Source organism: Paenibacillus sp. J22P51 (genome assembly GCF_059692215.1).
This window is the reverse complement of sequence record NZ_JCAUAZ010000001.1, coordinates 65,214-83,416: the sequence shown is the minus strand read 5'-3', so window position 1 is coordinate 83,416 and position 18,203 is coordinate 65,214. Positions and strand designations below refer to the sequence as shown.

Here is an 18,203-nt window from a genome sequence, read left to right as displayed (position 1 = left end):
TTAAATATGAACTTATTTCAGATAATGTGAAGCATGTAGATTAATCTCAAGATACGAGCCATGTCTTTTACAGTAATTATTGTACAAAGGCATGGTTTCTTCTGTTTTTCATTCTAAGGAGGTGGTGTGGAAATATACATCCTAAAAATGGAGAGATAAAGATTCGAGGCATGGAGAGAGAATGCTGGTAAGATCTATCGAAATCAAAGGAGGAATAACGTTTGAAGAAATTAATTACTTATGTTTTATTAGGTTGCATGATACTCTCCCTTATCAATTTGATGAGTTTCTCAAAGAACGCATCTGCAGCCGTACAAGCAAATTATTATGTATCGCCAACTGGAAGTGACAGTAATGATGGCTTATCCCTTGCCTCACCATTTCAGACAATTGAGAAAGCGCAAGCTGTTGTACGTACGATAAATAGTGCTATGACAGGTGATATTGTAGTTAACCTCAGAGGCGGAACACATACCTTTACATCGACTTTGGCACTTACATCTTTGGATTCGGGAACGAATGGCTATAATGTCATTTACAAAGCTTATAATGGAGAGACTCCTGTTATCAGCGGCGGAACCGAAATAGCGGGAACGGCATGGCAGTCAGACGTTAACGGCATTTACAAGGCAAACGTGGGAACAAGCTTACAAACGCGTCAATTATATGTGAATGGAGTTAGAGCAACGCGTGCAAGAGGAGTGGCAAATCCTGCTGGATTTGGTACCCCGGATTCAACTGGATATACGATCCCAACAACAGGCACCTATGCTAATATGGGAAGCTGGGGGAACGTATCAGATATAGAGATTGTAAGTTATATGAATTGGAAATCATTTCGAATGGGTATCTCGTCTATTTCGTCAGGCAAAGCCATAATGAAGCAGCCAGGCTGGAGCTATGCCCTGGCTCAAACTTTGACATATGGTCCCAAAGCACCAGCTTGGATAGAAAACGCATATGAACTGCTGGATTCCCCCGGTGAATGGTACTTGAATCGTACAACGGGATGGCTTTACTATAAACCGCTTACGACCGAAAATATCGCAACTTCCTCAGTAATCGCTGCGACTCTCGAAACTCTTGTAAGCGGCACGGGCACACTGGGAAGTGTCATTCATAATATCCAATTTGATGGCATTACCTTCGCATATAATACATGGCTGGAACCAAATGGGAATTTAAGTTATCCGGATGGCCAAGGGGGGAATGTTTATAAAGGAACAGGGTGGTTGGATCACGCAAAAACTCCTGCTGGTGTTACCTTTAGCGCCGCAAAAAACATAGTGGTGAAAAATAGTCTTTTTACACATATGGGAAATGCTGCCTTGAATTTTGAATACGGTAGCCAGGATAATGTCATCGACCACAACACCTTTACAGATATATCCGGAAATGGTATCAACATCGGAGGAATAGATAGTGCGGTTGATCATCATCCGACCGATGCAAGAATCATTGTGAAAAATAACCTGATTTCTAACAATACCATCACTAAAATTGGCGCTGAATATTTTGATAATGTAGGGATTTTCGTTGGTTACACGGAAGGTACAATTATTACGCACAATTCGTTGTATGATCTCCCCTATAGCGGCATATCAATGGGTTGGGGTTGGGGTACAGCAGATACGCTTGGGGTACCCGTGGCTAAAAATAACATCATTAACCACAACCTGATTCACGATTATATGAAAACGATGAATGATGGTGGAGGCATATACACGCTTGGCAGCCAACTGGGATCGGAAATTTACAACAATTACATTTATGCAGACAAAAATAATTATGCTTATCTTTACCATGATAATGGATCAGCTGGATTTTTTGATTCAAATAATGTCATAAGTTCGTTAAATTCCGTTAGCGGGCCATGGTGGATTTTCACAAGTACGGGTAATGGATATCCTTTAGACGCGCATAACAACAGTGGTTATTATAACTACTATTCAACAGGATTGGTATCCAACGGTACGGGTGGAAGCAATCCAGTAACTAATAATACTTCAGTAACGAGCTATGCTTGGGATACAACAGCGCAAGCCATCATTGCTAATGCAGGTGTAGGTGGAGGGGATGGGCCAACCCCTAATCTTCAAACGCCAGGAGCCACTACGCCAGTCTTGCTTTCCCAGGGGAAAACAGCGACAGCTTCATCCAGTGCTTCAAGTTACGATCCATCCAAGGCTGTAGATGCCAATACGGCAACACGATGGATGCAAGCCAGTGGAGCGGCAGGCCCAGAATGGTTGAAGGTAGACTTAGGCGCTAACTATTCGGTGAATAGTGTGAATACAGATTTTTATGTTCCTTCTGGCAGTGGAGTAAAGTATAAGATCGAGTATTCGACCGATGATTCGATTTACAACATGTATGTAAACAAAATAGATAAATTCAGGACTGCAAGCACAGATACAAGAGTTGCGGTTACAGCCAGATATATGAGAATCACGTTTGTGGATACGCAAGGACTCGATGCGGCTATAAATGAATTCAGTGTTAAAGGAGATCCTACGCCAATTCCGACTGAAACACCAGTTTCACAAGGGAAAACAGCTACTGCTTCATCGACTTATTCAAGCACATATGATGCGCCTAAAGCAGTGGATGGAGACATGGGAACACGCTGGGCACAAGCCAGCGGATCGGGAGATCCATCTTGGTTGAAAGTAGATTTAGGGGCGAACTACGCCATTACCAGTGTAATTTCGAATTTCGTAACAACAGGTCTTAAATATAAGATTGAATATTCAACAGATGATAGTACGTACAACATGTATTATGACCATACGGGAAGCTTTACGACTCAGACTTCAAGTACGGATACCAATGCAGGCAGTATTACGGCAAGATATATGCGAATCACGTTAACGAATACGCAATCGCAGGGTGGAAGTATTTGGGAATTTAAAGTATATGGTAGCTTGATTCCGATTTCTCAAGGGAAAACGGCTACCGCTTCATCGATCTATTCAACTTCATACGATGCTTCCAAAGCAGTGGATGGAGACATGGGAACTCGCTGGGCACAAGCTAGTGGAGCGGCAGATCCGTCATGGTTGAAAGTAGATTTAGGGGCGAACTATTCCATTACCAGTGTAAATACGAATTTCGTATCAACAGGTCTTAAATATAAAATTGAATATTCAACAGACGGTACTAATTACAGCATGTATGTTGACCATACGGGAAGCTTCACGACTCAGCTTTCAAGTGCAGATACCAATGCTGGGAGTATTACGGCAAGATATATGCGAATCACGTTAACGAATACGCAATCGCAAGGTGGCAGTATTTGGGAATTCAAAGTATATGGAAACTCAATTCCGATTGTTCCGATTTCTCAAGGGAAGACGGCTACCGCTTCATCGACCTATTCAACTTCATACGATGCGCCTAAAGCAGTGGATGGCAATATAGGAACACGCTGGGCACAAGCAAGTGGAGCAGCAGATCCGTCATGGTTAAAAGTAGATTTAGGCTCGAACTATTCCATTACCAGTGTAAATACGAATTTCGTATCAACAGGTCTTAAATATAAAATTGAATATTCAACAGATGATAGTACGTACAACATGTATTATGACCATACGGGAAGCTTTACGACTCAGACATCAAGTACGGATACCAATGCAGGAAGTATTACGGCAAGATACATGCGAATCACTTTAACGAATACGCAAGGCCAGGGTGGAAGTATTTGGGAATTTGCGGTTTATGGCAATTAAGATGAGTCTTATTTAATCAATAAGCAGTAAGCACTTCTTATTGCCTTTGGCGATATGAAGTGCTTATTGTCTATTCCCTGTTGTTCTGAAAATCGGAGTTTTTTACGTGATTTTGAGTCCGGTTAACAGCACTTTCCGTTTATTTGAGTTTAATCATTAACTTAAATCGGATATTGTGAAACATATAGATAACAAACAGTAAGTCAGTACTAGTAGTGATAGGAGTGAAAGTATGGCCAGAAACGTATTGAAGAATATGTATCCATCATCCTATTGGGGAGCTAAATGGCGAGAGGCTATACCCGTTGGCAATGGAGTGCTTGGGGCTTCTGTGTACGGCGGTGTTTATAAAGAGACGGTATTACTGAATCATGCGGATTTGTGGACACAAGGAATTACAGCTGACCTCCCCGATGTAAGCGGCAAGCTTTCGCTTGCACGTGAATTGTTACTTCAGGGAAAAGCTGAAGTAGCTGACCACGTTCTTTCTAATGCATTATCAGAAGCTGGATATAACGCTGAACATGCGCTGCCACTGCCTCTTGGTGATTTACATATCATCATGCATGAAAGTAAAGGTTTCCAGGATTACAGTAGGACGTTGAATATGGAAACGGGCGAAGTAACCGTTTCATGGCTGGAAGGAACAGCTAGATATGAACGTGTTTTGTTTGCCTCCCGTACGGATGACATCCTTGTGTATGAACTTCGTTGTTCAGAACCTGGTCAACTATCATGTATTATGAAATTTGATTTACATGGCAATGGAGAACCCGAGCAGTTCAGAACGGCTTTGGAGCTATCATTAGCAGAGAATAAACAGTCTTATAGTGAAGAAAACAATCTCTACTATGCCGTGAAAAATGATAACGGAACAGATTTTGGAGCCGTTGCTAGAGTTGTGTTGGATGGAGGAAGCATGTCTGATAAGAAGGGTTCCTTACAAATTAAACATGCAAATCGGGTGTTGATCTTCATTCAATTATTCGCGGAGGGTGAAAGAAAGCAGCGTTGGCAAGAGTTGAGAAATGAACTTAATGGCATTGCTGCTGATTATTCAACTCTATTGGAGCGTCACGTTCGTGAACATTCTCGCTTATTTCATGCAATGAAGTTTGATCTAAATGCTGGGGACAGAGATCGATGTAATGAAGAATATCTGATGGATGCTTATAAGGGCAAGCAATCATTGGCGTTGATGGAGAAAATGTGGTCATTTGGTCGTTATCTGCTGATTTCCAGCACCCGTGAAGGCGGACAGCCATGCCATTTGTACGGACTGTGGTGCGGCGAATATAACGCTCTATGGGCGTTCCATATGGTCAATTTAAATCTACAAATGATCTATTGGCAAGCACTAAGCGGTAACATGCCAGAGCTGCTGCATCCTGTATTTGATTATATGGATGGTAAGTTGGAGGATTTTCGGACCAATGCTAAGCAATTATTTGGATGCGGAGGGATTTTTGTTCCGGCACCGACTACACCTGAGTCCGGTTTGTTGAAAATTATTTATCCTCACATTATCCATTGGATTTCAGGTGCAGGTTGGATTGCTCAATTCTATGTGAAGTATTATCAGCATACGCTAGACGAAGGATTTCTTCGTGAGCGGGCCTTGCCGTTTCTCTATGAGACAGCCTTGTTCTATGAGGATTATTTCACGATTGGCAAGGATGGATTCATTGTCATTAGTCCGTCCGTATCACCGGAAAACACGCCGCGTAATTACATGAAAGAGTCGAATCTGGACGGTTATGAATCTGGCGGTGTCATGGAAACAACGATGAATGCGACTATGGATTATGCAGTAGCTAAGGAAGTACTAACGAGTTTAGTTACTTTAGCACCAATAGTAGGAATGTATGAGGGTGAATTTGCGAAGTGGAGCGATATGTTGGCACGAATTCCGGCTTATCAAACGAATGAAGATGGAGCGATTCGTGAGTGGATGCATCCTGATTTTGACGATAATGATCAGCATCGCCATTTGGCGCACATCTATCCGTTATTTCCAGGTTCTGAAATCGATATGGATAGTTCTCCAGCGCAGTATAATCCTTTCGTTAAAGCGGTTGAAAACCGTTCAAATGATGGAACGCTGAGAGAGCAATGTGCTTGGTCGTTTATGTATATAGCAAATGCTTATGCGCGTATGGGGAAAGGCGAGGAAGCAATCCAGTGTTTTGACAAGCTAAGCAGAGCCAATTTATTGAGTAATCTATTTACGCTGTGTAATGATTGGCGAGATATGGGTCTGACGTTTGAATTACCAATGGCCCCTTTTCAAATTGACGCCAATATGGGGTGGTGTGCTGTGGTACAAGAAATGCTGATGCTCTCCACGCCAGGGAAAATCCGTGTTCTCCATGCCTTGCCTCAGAGCTGGATGCAGGGTGCGGCTGGACCGATGCTGGCACATGGCAGTATAGAAGTTACACTGGAATGGGATCTAAGCCGTGAAGAAGTGCAAGTAAATCTATGTGCAACGAAGACAGATCAGACGATTGAGTTTATTGTGGTGGATCAAAGAACACAGGTTGAGCTTAAAGCCAATTTTCCTGTTCAATTAAAGTTCATCTTGTAAAACATTGAATAAAACGAACTTCTGAGGTAAGCGCCATATAAGCAACCATAAATAAGCACCGCTTTAGCATGTTTAGTGCCCGAAGCGGTGCTTTTACTTTAATGTTGCATTGTAAATTTAGCTTCGCATAGAAATTATTGAATTGAACAATAACCTATGGTAAATTTGGTGTGATGGTACTACCAAAAATTTACTTTCAGCTGATAATTTTTAGATTTCTCACAATATCTATCAGTCGAGGTGACAAGCATGAACATCATTCGGAATCAGAAGCAACGTAAGTTCTTAGGCAGCATGTATCAATGGATTACACTCGCCATGTTGCTTCCGTTAACTTCATTTGCCTTGATTGCCTATTGGAACGCAGGACAAGCGATATTGAATAATGAATACCAAGCGAACAAGAAAATTCTATCTCAAGTCAAATTCAACATCGATTATATGAACGATATGATTCTCAATTCCGTTTTTTCACTGTATTACAATTCGGATATTCAAACGATCATGTACAGCAATGATCTAGATTTTGGGGAAACGTTAAAAGAAATCAATACGATCAGGGCATCTATTGTCAATACGAATCCGTTTATTCATTCCATTTATTTCTACAATGCTTATTCAAAAGTTTACTATTCCACGCAAGGCGACTTTACGTTTAAAGACATCAACTTGGATGCGCTGCTTCATTCAGGCAAGGAGCTGCCGACACTGAAGCCTATCTCCAGGAAAATAGAATATAACGTTGGTGGAGATAAGAAGAGATTCGAGAATGTCGTCACGTATTTGATGTATGATTTTAGAGACGAACAAAACCAGCCCAAAGGAGCTTTGATCGTTAATGCAAGCACGGAGTGGCTGTTAAATAATATTAAGAATATCAACTTAGTGGATGAGCAAAAGCAAGACAAAATTATGATCTTGGATGCAGATGGCGAAATTGTCGGTGACAACTCGTCAGAGTCACCATTCCTCTCTTCGTTAAAAACTACGTTTCAGCGCCAACAAGAAACACAGAAGAATACGTTACAAGATCAGACCAATTATTTTATCAGTCATTTGAACGGGCGAAAATATCTCATTACTTATACTTATGTTGATAAAATGAACTGGACGCTAGTTAAAGCGCAACTCTATGACGAGGTATTCCAGAAAATCAATACGATAAAACAAACCTTTTGGTTGATTACTGTGGTTTTTTTGTTAATTGGCTTCTTCGTTTCTATCATCATATCGCGTAGACTGTATACGCCAATCGATCGATTGGTACGTCAAATCGTATCGGCCGATAATGAACCGAAACTTCGTCAGGGTAAAGATGAATTCTCTTACCTAAATGAAGCTTTCCAACAGTCGATCGAGCAGATACACCAGTATAAACAACGCAGATACTCCGAGCAAGAAGTGATGAAAGCGTATTTTTTAAGAAAATTGCTCATTGATAGCCAATCTGTATTAACCCAAGAGTTTGAACAAGCGCAACGAGACTTGCTTATTCGTTTAGAGGTGGATCGTTCGTTCGTCGTTTGTATCGTGAAAATTGACGAATATAGCCAGTTTAAACAGAAGATCAGCTCATGGGATCAAGCGCTTTGTTTGTTCGGGATCATGAACATTGCTTCGGAATGTATCAGTCAGGTATATAGCTGCGAAGCCGTGGAAATGAAAAATGACTATATTGCGTTTGTGATGAATGTGGGTGACGCGCCGGAAACTGTCGCTGAGTTGATTGAGCTATGGAAGCAAGCCCAGAATTATATAATGAAGTATTATCATATTTCCATTTCAGTATGTATTAGTGAGCCTGCGTCGAATCATACACAAATGACCGAAAAGCATTATGCCGCAATAAACAACTCCTTATATCGTTTGATTTATGGTAAGTCGTGTATTATAACTAGCCGCATGATTCAAACGCATACGGATAACCCCCAATTGGGGTATTCCGCAATGCTAGAAAAGAAGTTGATTGATGCTTTGAAAAGTGGAAGTCTCTCAGTTGCAGAAGAAATGCTGGAGAAAATTTTCAATGAAATTGCAGCGCTGAACTACAATAACGCAATGCTTTCCGTGATGAACTTGGTCAATACGTTGAAAACGACCGTAGACGAGATCAGCCGAGCGAAGGTGGAGCCGATCCGAGTTAATTTCAATTTGTTGACCGAACGCTTGTTTTTACTTGAAACGTTGTTCGAGTTACAGGAGTGCATAGCGCAATTATTTAAGGACATTATTTCTAAAACGGAAAGTATGGAAAACGAGAAACAGTTAATCGTTGTTGACACAATAAAGGATTTAATCGAGGCGGATTATTCGAATACGGAATTATGCTTGCAGTATGTCACTGATAAGCTGAACCTTTCGCCAAAGTTGGTTAGCAAACTGTTCAGCAGTAGGACGAACATGTCAGTGGCTGATTATATTAACGAGGTACGGCTGAATAAGGCGATTGAGTGGCTGGAAAACTCTGGACTCAGCATCAAAGAGGTTTTGTTGAAGATAGGAATGGAAAATGAAAGTTATTTTTATAAGTTGTTTAAGAAGAGGTTCGGGACAACTCCGAAAGAATATATGTTAAATCAGAATATAAAGCAGATTCAAAATAAACTGTAACTATGGAACCTTATTTTTTCACGTTTTATCTGTTTTTTTTGTCCGGGCGCGCACTGTACTTGATTGAAAAGTACAGTACACGCCTTTTTTTACAGTGAAAAATAAACTAAAGGCCCGTATTTACACTATTGTTTTTGGGTTGAAGTAAGTAAGATTTGTTTGTAGGCAGTGAATGAATAAAAAGAGACTAGGCATAGGAGAGATTCGGTATGGTTTACTCAGCTGAACAACACGTCGCAAGCCCTAAAAAGGCTTTGCGTGTTCGTAAGAAAAAAGAAAGTAATTTTTGGAAACAATTTTTGCGTAACAAAGGACTGGTCAGTTTGGCGGTTCCAGGTTTACTGTTTGTCATCGTATTTTATTATTTGCCAATGTTCGGTTTGGTATTGGCGTTTAAGGATTTCAACTTTGCCAAAGGCATATGGGGCAGCGACTGGATCGGTTTGAAAAACTTTAAATTCTTTTTCAATTCGGATGCAGCTTGGCAGGTAACACGAAATACGATTTTGTTGAATTTTAGTTTTATTGTCATAACGAATACGGTGTCGATTGGGTTTGCGCTTATGCTTTTTGAACTCAACCGTAGAGCCGTAAAAGTATATCAAACGACCTTGTTTTTTCCTTACTTTTTATCTTGGGTCGTTGTCAGTTACGTCACGTACGCCTTATTGAATCCGGAGCTTGGTGTGATCAATCACCTGCTTCAACAGTTTGGTTGGACTGGTATCAATTGGTATTTTGAACCTAAATATTGGCCGATCATATTAAGCTTATCTTATTTATGGAAAAATGTCGGTTATTCGACGCTCATCTTCTATACAGGGCTTATGGGGATCGACAAAAGTTATTTTGAAGCAGCCTCGATCGATGGCGCCTCGAAGTGGCAGCAAATTCGCAACATTTCAATCCCGATGCTGACGCCGCTTATCATACTGATTACGATCTTACAAATTGGCCGAATTTTTTATTCGGATTTCGGGATGTTTTACTTCCTGACCGCAGATTCCGGAGCGTTGTACCAAACGGCGGATGTCATTGATACGTATGTATATCGTGCGTTGCGAGTATCTGGGGACATCGGAATGGCAACGGCTGCGGGGCTATATCAATCGGTTGTCGGTTTTGTACTTGTCATTATTGTGAACTTTATCGTCCGCAAGTTTAATAAAGAGAACGCAATCTTCTAATAGTAGAAGGGGGGGAGGGGTACTATGAATGCGCTGAGAAAAATGACTCCGTCGAAATGGCTTATTCATGCTTGGTTTATTGTGTTTTCCATCTTTTGCATCATTCCATTTCTATACGTGATTGCGATATCATTTTCGAAAGAATCGGATATTGCGACAGAAGGATATAGACTCATTCCGAAATCGTTCACTACGTTCGCGTACAATTTCCTACTGCAAAGTCCAGGCACGCTGATCAACGGTTATGCAGTTTCGATCACGGTTACGGTGATAGGGACAGCATTTAGTCTGCTGTTAACAGCAAAACTCGCATACACTATGTCACGCAAAGATTTTCGCGGTTCGAACGCGTTATCATTCATCGTATTTTTCACGCTCTTGTTTAATGGAGGCTTGGTCCCTTGGTATATTTTGGTGAAAAAGTATTTGCATATCGACGATACACTGCTTGCCTTAATTTTACCTTATGCCATTATTCCTTGGCACGTACTGTTAATGAAAGGATTTCTATCTGATATCCCACTGGCGCTGATCGAATCGGCGAAAATCGACGGGGCAGGGGAATGGAAAATTTTTTATAAAATTATACTGCCGATAACCAAGCCGGCCATGGCTACAGTTGCATTATTCATCGCCTTTATTTATTGGAACGACTGGTGGCTGGCGATGCTGTATATCGACAATCAGAAGCTTATTCCTCTGCAATATATGTTGTATCGAATTATTAACAATATTCAGTTTTTGTCAACTTCTATGCAGTCGAACAACATAAGGATTGATATTAGCCAAATGCCGAATGAAACGGCGCGGATGGCGATCGCTATACTTGCGGCTGGACCGGTTTTGTTCGTGTTCCCGTTCTTCCAAAAATATTTCATCAAAGGATTAACGGTTGGCGCTGTAAAAGGCTAAGCAATTATCCATGGTTTTAACGGGTAACTCCGTTGCAATATATATAAAAAAATTCTTAGGGAGGTTTAAAAGAACATGAGAAATGTCAAAAAAACTGGTTATTCACTTTTAACTGCTGTATTCGCCCTCTCCGTCCTGATAACGGGATGTGCCAGCAAGACCAATGAAGTAGGAAGCCCTACTCCTGCGCCCACCACGGCAACGACAGTGGTTCCTGTAAGTTCCGAAGCGCCAAAGCTTAATCCTGTTGAGTTGACTTGGTATTTCGATGGAACCCCGCAAGCGGATGTTGCTTCTGTAGAAACAGAAATGAACAAGATTTTAAAAGACAAGCTGAATGTCACGATACACTTAAAGGCGATTGACTGGGGCAACTTTGATCAAAAAATGCAGGTAATTAATGCTAGTGGTGAAAATTACGACCTTGCTTTTACCGCCAACTGGGCAAACAATTACTATCAGAACGTAAATAAAGGAGCGTTTATCCCGCTGGACGATTTACTTCCAAAGTATGCGCCGACGATTATGCAAACGATTCCGAAAATAGGCTGGGATGCTCTAAAAGTGAATGGGAAAATATATGCTGTTCCTAACTACCAAATATGGGCAATGACCAATGGATTTGCCGTTCAAAAAGATTTAGCTGACAAGTACGGCTTCAAACCAGAGGTCTTCCAAAACCTGGATTCTCTGACTCCGTTTTTGGCGCAGGTAAAACAAAACAATCCAACAATGATTCCATTCCAAATGGACAAAAGCGGTATGTTTAGTTTTGGATCGCAGATCGTTGCTTCCGGACTCGACGAAGTGGCAGGACGCAATGTTCCCGGAACGATTAAATTAAACGATACTTCATTGAAAGTTATCAATCAGTTTGAGACGGATGAGTATAAAAACTTTTTGAAAACAATGAAAGATTGGTTCCAAAAAGGCTATATCCGCAAAGATGCGGCAACATTGGCGGATTCATCTGCGGATGCAAAAGCCGGTAAATTCGCAGTGTCACCTTTAGGCAACATTAAACCAGGCGGCGATGTGGAAGCTCAAGGATTGAACGGAGGAAAACCTGTTTATCAAGTGACAACGTCCAAGTCATACTTACTGACAAGCTCAATTATTGCTACCATGACCGGTGTTAGCAAATCATCGAAAAATCCGGAAAGAGCAGTCATGCTGCTAGATCTCTTATTTAAAGACAAACAATTATATAACCTACTTTCTCATGGTATCGAAGGTAAACATTATAAGAAAGTGGACGATTCGACTGTTGAAGCGATCAAAGACAGCGGATATGATCCAGTTACAGATTGGGAATTCGGCAATCAATTCAACGGGTTTTATCGTACGGGTCAAAAACCGGGAATTTGGGATGAAACTGTGAAAATCAACCAGACTGCGACCGCGTCTCCGTTGCTAGGCTTCAATTTCGATCCAACGCCGGTGAAAACTGAAATCGCTCAATCAAGTACGGTTACCGCACAATACATTCCATTGCTCGAAACCGGTTCCGTCGATCCGGACAAAATGTTGCCGGAATTCCTTGACAAGTTAAAAAAGGCAGGCAGTGACAAAATTATTGCTGAAGAACAAAAGCAAATCGACGCTTGGAAGCAATCCCGAGGTAAATAGTCATATTTTATGGCGAAATTTACGATGAGAGAAGGGATAAAATGCAAAGAAGGCGATTTGGGTGGGTAATCCAAGTGAAACCTGAAAAAATAACCGAGTATAAGCGGCTTCATGCGGCTGTATGGCCTGAGATCTTGGAGATCATCAAGGAAAGCAATATTGAAAACTATTCGATATATCTTAAAGATTGTTTGCTCTTTTCCTACATGGAATATGTGGGAAATGACTTCGAGAAGGACATGATTAAAATGTCAAACCATCCGAAGAATCAATCATGGTGGGAGGTATGCAAACCATGCCAAGAACCTTTAAGTACAAGAGGCGAGGGTGAGTGGTGGGCGGAGATGGAGGAAGTATTTCATCTGGATTAAATAGGCATTATTTCGAATGTAATGATAGGGCGATCTATAAATCGCCCTATCTATTTTTTTTCGATTTCTTGTAAGAAATGGATTTCTAACGGACTTGATGTTTTGGCCGGTAATTTAACGGTGAGACACCTGTTAATTTTTTAAATTGTCTGCTGAAATGGCTTAATGATGCAAAACCAAGCTCTTCCGCGATGGATTCAATGGGTTGATCGGTTTGAATCAGCTTTTCTTTGGCCTGAAGCAGTCGCTGGGAAGTGATATATTGTCGTGGTGACATGCCAAATATTTTGGCGAATTGTTTGGATGCTTGACTGCGGCTCATGCCTATTTTGTTATAAATATCTTGCACGGATAAGTTAGGCGTATTAAGTGAATCTTGAAGCAGCTGCTCCATGCGATTAGCCAAATCCATTTGGTAAGCATTTACGTCTTTTGTTTCTTTGTTTTTTGTTTGGTGATTCTTCAAAACCAATATAACGTCTTTTAGCATGAGCAGAATATATGCCTGTAAAGCAAGCCGATCATGAATAGCAAGCTGTAGAAGGGTTGTATTTGCATCTTCGGAAGCCATTTGACTCTGAATGATTAGATCTAGTTGTTGTAAATAAACAGGAAGCTGTGTTTGCAGTGCATCCTCATACGTAACCAATGAGTTCGAGAGTTGTTTAAGTTCACGGCGGAAATCGGGATCGTCAATATCAAATATAAAAGATACATAGGTAAATGACGAGGTTGAATGGTTTTTGGACTTATGTTTAATGCCAGGAGGAATCAAAAGCCAATCCCCCGTGTTAAAAAAAATCGGTTGTCCATCCAGCCATTGTGTAATTGTACCGTCCCAACAATAGAGTAGCTCGAACGAATGATGGAAATGACTTTGATATGACCAACCAGGCTCAACGACCTCGATATGAAAAGCATTTATTTGCAAGGTAGTTGTGATATCTGGAATGGAGAAGTAAATAAACGGTTTCATTTCATTGAACTCCTCACTTTGGAATGCTTTAATTATACGCTACAAAAGGTCAAAAAGGTGAGTGTTTTATCTATATAACCTAATGCAATCTTATGTGACAATAGTCTCATAAGTAGCAAACATAATTGAAAGGGGTAATAACTTATGAATGAACAAGTTCTTGTAATGGGCCAACCTGGGAAAAGAACCGTTGAAGAAGCGTCCGATATTTTAAAAAAATTATATTTTGTGGAACGGGAATTAATGAGAACCTTAGGAGGTTTCCATGTCAATGTTTCAAATTGGGAAGTCAAAAAGAAGCTACCGCATCACATTTGGCAGGATTCATTACGGGCAGATGCACTAAGAACTCGCGTTCTAGAGATGAGATATCCACGTAGGGATGTCGATAAAGATCACAACCCCAAGCTTTCTCAATATCTAGCTTCGCTAATCAAATGTAATAATGATGCTGAGCTTTTAAGCGGCGTATATTTTGTTACTAAAAAAGCATTGATTACCGCATATGAAAATTATTTGCAGGATGCAGATCCGCTTGATGACGCGCCGACCGTCGCTTTTATGAAGGGATTTGCTAGTCAAATTCAAGAGCAAATTGAGGAAGCTGAACTTCTTTTCGCAGGGCTGCCAGAGAGTAAAGTCCAAGATGAATATGTGAAATGGGAAAATGCTTTGCAAACCTACTTATCAGATATTGGTGGATTATTAGCAGAGGCAAAAGGACCAAGAGATTTACCTGCAGAGATAGTCAATAGGAGTGAATACACACCACCACTCGTTCCCAGACGTGATCCTAAGTTTACGCCAGCCATTTATCATTTACCGGAAGTTGATCCGAACAGATTTATTGAACTTCAAATATTTCAAGGAATTAATCATGTCAACGAAATCTGGGCTGCAGAAATTCCTGCACTCGTCATGTGGAAATGGAACGATATGCCATGGGAATTTTACTTGAATTGTTCGCGATGGGCGTTTGATGAGAGTCGGCACTGCATGATGGGCGAAGAAAGAATGAAGGCGTGGGGCTTCGAAGTTGGGATCGATTATCCGGTTGTAGCAGATCATTATATCTCCGTTTCCGATCAAGGGGAATTAGCGGTACTTGCGCTCTTACATCGTTTTGAAACAGGAGGCGGAGTTTGGAAGTCAGGTTTAAAGGAAAAGTTTGAAAAGGTTGGCGATACAGCAAGTTCTCAGGATTTTGATTACGATTGGGCAGACGAGAGCATTCATTTAGCTTATGGACATAAATGGGTATTACATCGTCTTGGCGGGGATATGGATGCTTTGGAAGATATGAAGGAAGAGACTATTGATCGTTGGAATAATTGGATCACCAAGAAGAAAAAAGAGCATAATTATGAACCTTTTGCTAGTCGAATTAAAGCCAAAATTGTCGAGATTGAGGGGAAGAAGCATGGCTGATTATTCGATCACCTTGACACACAGTGCAGAATCCTTTTCTGTAAAACCTAATGAACTCATTCTTGAGGCGGCAATTCGGCAGGGTGTATCTATTCCTTATGTCTGTCGTAACGGAACATGCCGCACTTGTATATTTCAGGTTACAGAAGGGGACGTTCAGCAATTAGATGCAGATGAATGCTCAATTTCTACGCAAGAGCTTGAAGCGAATATCCGATTAGTTTGTTTGAGTACCTGCAGAAGTGATGCTGTGTTGGAGAAAGTAGTATCTCGAAAACGTCCCAAACAAAATGAAACTGCTATTTGAATTTGTATATATCGGTTCAGGATCTATGGAATAATACGCGGGAGGAGCTTAATTGTGCATATTGGTCAGTTTCTAAGGGAACATCGCTGCTCCGTGCAAGCGAAAGTAAAGCAGTACAATAACAATGAAGTACACTCGGAATCCTTGTTTGATCTTGACAGCCCTCTTCAAACGATCCGTACGGAAGGGGGGCTGTGGAGCTGTAAGATCAAGGCAGAGCCGGTTCCGGCGCAGAACCCGACCTTGGACGTTACACTAACCTTAGAGCTGGCGGAAGGGGAAGTTTCGGAGCAAGGTTTCTCCTTAGAATTCACGATGGAGGAATGGTCGGAAAGTCATTATTTACTTCTGCCGGGTGCAGTCTACAATGGCAACCGATTCGAAGCGAAGTCACTTACGTACCCACCTTTCCTCTCAAATAATGAAGAAATGAAAGTTGAGGGACCTGTTACGATTACTGACGTTCCGCGATTATCAAACCGCTTGGGGGAGGCCTCTTCGATTGATTTGCTATCCGGAGATTTGTCTACGCCCGCCATAGGCTTCCATTCTCCAAAGTCGCAAACGGGATGTTGGATTTTGACGACACAAGAAACGGCTGCTGGCCAAACGGGACTGCATATCAAAGAGAATGCAGAGAGAAGTCGGGCTGTTATCATGCTAACCTTTCCGGGGAAACGGGAAGGTAATGTCTACAGTATTTGTAATAGGAAAGGTGCGCTTTCACCTGATCGGGCTGCCGATTTCAAGAAGGGTGAGACAATTGATATCCGGTTTAAAATTTGCTTTTTCCCCTGCCCATCCGTTCAAACGTTGTTCGATTCCTTCGTAACCATACGCAAACAGTTGACGGGTGATCCAGAGTTAGTAAATAGTATCCCGTTCTCAGCCGGCTGGAAGATTCAGGAGGAAGCTTATAACCAACGATGGAATGAAGAAGGGGAGTATTTTCCGAGCTTCAGCGGCGGTTTAATGGACAACCAAATCGGTTGGGTCGGCGGAACAATGGCTACTTATGCTTTACTAGCCGAAGGCAACGAAAAGTCAAGAAATCGAGCAATTCGAAGCACGAATCGTTTGTTGACCAAGGGACAAGCACCTACGGGCTTCCTCTATTCAAGCGGAATAGATGGAAACATTGTAAGCGATGGGATTTGGGAACCATGGCCAAACAATATGTTCGCTATCCGAAAGAATGGGGATGCACTTTATTTTCTGCTCAAGCAGTGTATGCTGCTCAAGAGAGATGGCGGGTTCGAAGCTGTGGTTGAAGCTTGGAAGGAACCACTTTCGAAGTTAGCGGATGCTTTCGTTCGTCTTTGGAAAGCTAACGGACAATTGGGTCAATACGCTGACATCGAGACGGGTGAGCTCTACGTTGGCGGTTCGACAGCAGGGGCAATCGTGCCAGCAGGACTGGCTTTGTGTGGTGCGTTTCTAGACCGACCTATATATACTGAGGTAGCGGAAGCGGTAGCTTTGCACTATTATGAGCGCGACGTCCAGTTCGGTTTGACGACAGGCGCTCCATCGGAAATTCTGCAATGTCCGGACAGTGAATCTGCTTATGCGATGCTCGAAAGCTTCGTTATCCTATACGAAACGACTGGCAAAAGGCACTGGGTCGAGAAGGCTTGCGAGATGGCACACCAGTGTGCGACGTGGAACGTGTCTTACGATTACCATTGGCCAACGGGAGCAGAATTCGGGCGACTCGCCATTCAAACAGCGGGTTCAGTTATCGCTAACGTGCAGAACAAACATAGTGCTCCAGGTATATGTACGTTGTCGGGGGATAGCTTGTTCAAGCTATTTCGTTATAGCGGCAATGCCTTCTATCTTGAAATGATTCGAGAGACAGCCCATAATCTCCCGCAGTATTTGTCAAGAGAAGATCGCCCGATCTTGTCCTGGGACGAAACTCCGGTTCAATTGCCAGCTGGCATGATGTGCGAACGGGTGAACATGAGTGATTGGGAAGGACATTCTAACATCGGAGGGGTCTTCTGCGGTATCACATGGTCTGAAGTAGCGAACATGCTTACCTTTTCAGAGATTCCTGGCGTGTATGTTCAATTGGATACTGGCCTTGTTATCGCCATCGATCATGTGGAGGCGGTTAAGGTTTCCGATTTCCCCTTCCTCGTTCGCTTGTCTAATTCCACACCGTTTGAAGCAGAGGTTAAAGTGCTAGCGGAACACTCTAGTAAGGTATCAGAGGCTAAGGAGTTGAATGTCCGGCTAGAATGCCGCAGTGTTCGCTTACAACCTGGCGAGAATAAGGTTATATCTTTTACATGATAATGTAAGGTCGATTTATTTAGAGCCCTCTGTCTATTTTTATAGGCAGGGGGCTTTGTGCAATAAATCATAGTAGGGGATACTTTTCCACAACAAGGATTAAATGATGCTGCGAATGAAGTTACAATTTTGATGAGGGGAAACAAAAAATAGCCAACATTTGATGA

At 41.8% G+C, this 18,203-nt stretch carries 11 protein-coding genes; 10 read left to right on the top strand and 1 reads right to left on the bottom strand.

All coding sequences use genetic code 11. From position 1 onward, the window contains the following. Nucleotides 1–221: 221 nt before the first annotated feature. The 7 genes from AC58QC_RS00270 to AC58QC_RS00240 all read left to right on the top strand — a co-directional run bounded on the left by AC58QC_RS00270 (nt 222) and on the right by AC58QC_RS00240 (nt 13,024). Entirely contained in the window at nt 222–3,728 is a 3,507-nt protein-coding gene (locus AC58QC_RS00270) for a discoidin domain-containing protein (RefSeq protein WP_497413207.1), read from the top strand. Between the two features lie 232 nt (nt 3,729–3,960). Next, nucleotides 3,961–6,315 (top strand): glycoside hydrolase family 95 protein, encoded by a 2,355-nt coding sequence (locus AC58QC_RS00265; protein WP_497413206.1) that lies wholly within the window; start codon nt 3,961–3,963, stop codon nt 6,313–6,315. Nucleotides 6,316–6,564: 249 nt separating this feature from the next. Continuing rightward, nucleotides 6,565–8,925, top strand: a complete 2,361-nt coding sequence (locus AC58QC_RS00260) for an AraC family transcriptional regulator (RefSeq protein WP_497413205.1) — start codon at nt 6,565–6,567, stop codon at nt 8,923–8,925. A 209-nt stretch (nt 8,926–9,134) separates the two neighbouring features. Next, entirely contained in the window at nt 9,135–10,112 is a 978-nt protein-coding gene (locus AC58QC_RS00255; RefSeq protein ID WP_497413204.1) for an ABC transporter permease, read from the top strand. 24 nt (nt 10,113–10,136) lie between these two features. Further along, on the top strand, nt 10,137–11,024 hold the full coding sequence (locus tag AC58QC_RS00250) for a carbohydrate ABC transporter permease (protein WP_497413203.1): 888 nt from the start codon (nt 10,137–10,139) through the stop codon (nt 11,022–11,024). A gap of 75 nt (nt 11,025–11,099) precedes the next feature. Further along, nucleotides 11,100–12,653 (top strand): ABC transporter substrate-binding protein, encoded by a 1,554-nt coding sequence (locus tag AC58QC_RS00245; protein ID WP_497413202.1) that lies wholly within the window; start codon nt 11,100–11,102, stop codon nt 12,651–12,653. Between the two features lie 41 nt (nt 12,654–12,694). Beyond that, entirely contained in the window at nt 12,695–13,024 is a 330-nt protein-coding gene (locus tag AC58QC_RS00240) for an L-rhamnose mutarotase (protein ID WP_497413201.1), read from the top strand. An 85-nt stretch (nt 13,025–13,109) separates the two neighbouring features. Here AC58QC_RS00240 and AC58QC_RS00235 read toward each other — a convergent pair whose 3' ends face one another. Continuing rightward, entirely contained in the window at nt 13,110–14,000 is an 891-nt protein-coding gene (locus AC58QC_RS00235) for a helix-turn-helix domain-containing protein (RefSeq protein WP_497413200.1), read from the bottom strand. A gap of 144 nt (nt 14,001–14,144) precedes the next feature. On the opposite strand from AC58QC_RS00235, the gene AC58QC_RS00230 reads away from it, so the two are divergent. Genes AC58QC_RS00230 through AC58QC_RS00220 form a run of 3 tightly spaced genes read left to right on the top strand, consistent with a single transcriptional unit; the run spans nt 14,145 to nt 18,036 of the window. Continuing rightward, nucleotides 14,145–15,428, top strand: a complete 1,284-nt coding sequence (locus AC58QC_RS00230) for a DUF455 family protein (protein ID WP_497413199.1) — start codon at nt 14,145–14,147, stop codon at nt 15,426–15,428. Then, nucleotides 15,421–15,735: a 2Fe-2S iron-sulfur cluster-binding protein gene (locus tag AC58QC_RS00225; RefSeq protein ID WP_497413198.1), complete on the top strand. Its 315-nt coding sequence runs from the start codon at nt 15,421–15,423 to the stop codon at nt 15,733–15,735. The genes AC58QC_RS00230 and AC58QC_RS00225 overlap by 8 nt, the downstream gene beginning before the upstream one ends. Nucleotides 15,736–15,789: 54 nt before the next feature. Further along, a complete protein-coding gene (locus tag AC58QC_RS00220; protein WP_497413197.1) occupies nt 15,790–18,036 on the top strand; it encodes a hypothetical protein in 2,247 nt (748 codons plus the stop codon). Nucleotides 18,037–18,203: the final 167 nt, after the last annotated feature.

What these genes read in the sequence shown, in the direction of transcription:
- AC58QC_RS00265 (WP_497413206.1), top strand. Translation starts at nt 3,961, where the DNA reads ATGGCCAGAAACGTATTGAAGAATATGTATCCATCATCCTATTGGGGA.
- AC58QC_RS00260 (WP_497413205.1), top strand. Translation starts at nt 6,565, where the DNA reads ATGAACATCATTCGGAATCAGAAGCAACGTAAGTTCTTAGGCAGCATG.
- AC58QC_RS00255 (WP_497413204.1), top strand. Translation starts at nt 9,135, where the DNA reads ATGGTTTACTCAGCTGAACAACACGTCGCAAGCCCTAAAAAGGCTTTG.
- AC58QC_RS00250 (WP_497413203.1), top strand. Translation starts at nt 10,137, where the DNA reads ATGAATGCGCTGAGAAAAATGACTCCGTCGAAATGGCTTATTCATGCT.
- AC58QC_RS00245 (WP_497413202.1), top strand. Translation starts at nt 11,100, where the DNA reads ATGAGAAATGTCAAAAAAACTGGTTATTCACTTTTAACTGCTGTATTC.
- AC58QC_RS00240 (WP_497413201.1), top strand. Translation starts at nt 12,695, where the DNA reads ATGCAAAGAAGGCGATTTGGGTGGGTAATCCAAGTGAAACCTGAAAAA.
- AC58QC_RS00235 (WP_497413200.1), bottom strand. Translation starts at nt 14,000, where the DNA reads ATGAAACCGTTTATTTACTTCTCCATTCCAGATATCACAACTACCTTG.
- AC58QC_RS00230 (WP_497413199.1), top strand. Translation starts at nt 14,145, where the DNA reads ATGAATGAACAAGTTCTTGTAATGGGCCAACCTGGGAAAAGAACCGTT.
- AC58QC_RS00225 (WP_497413198.1), top strand. Translation starts at nt 15,421, where the DNA reads ATGGCTGATTATTCGATCACCTTGACACACAGTGCAGAATCCTTTTCT.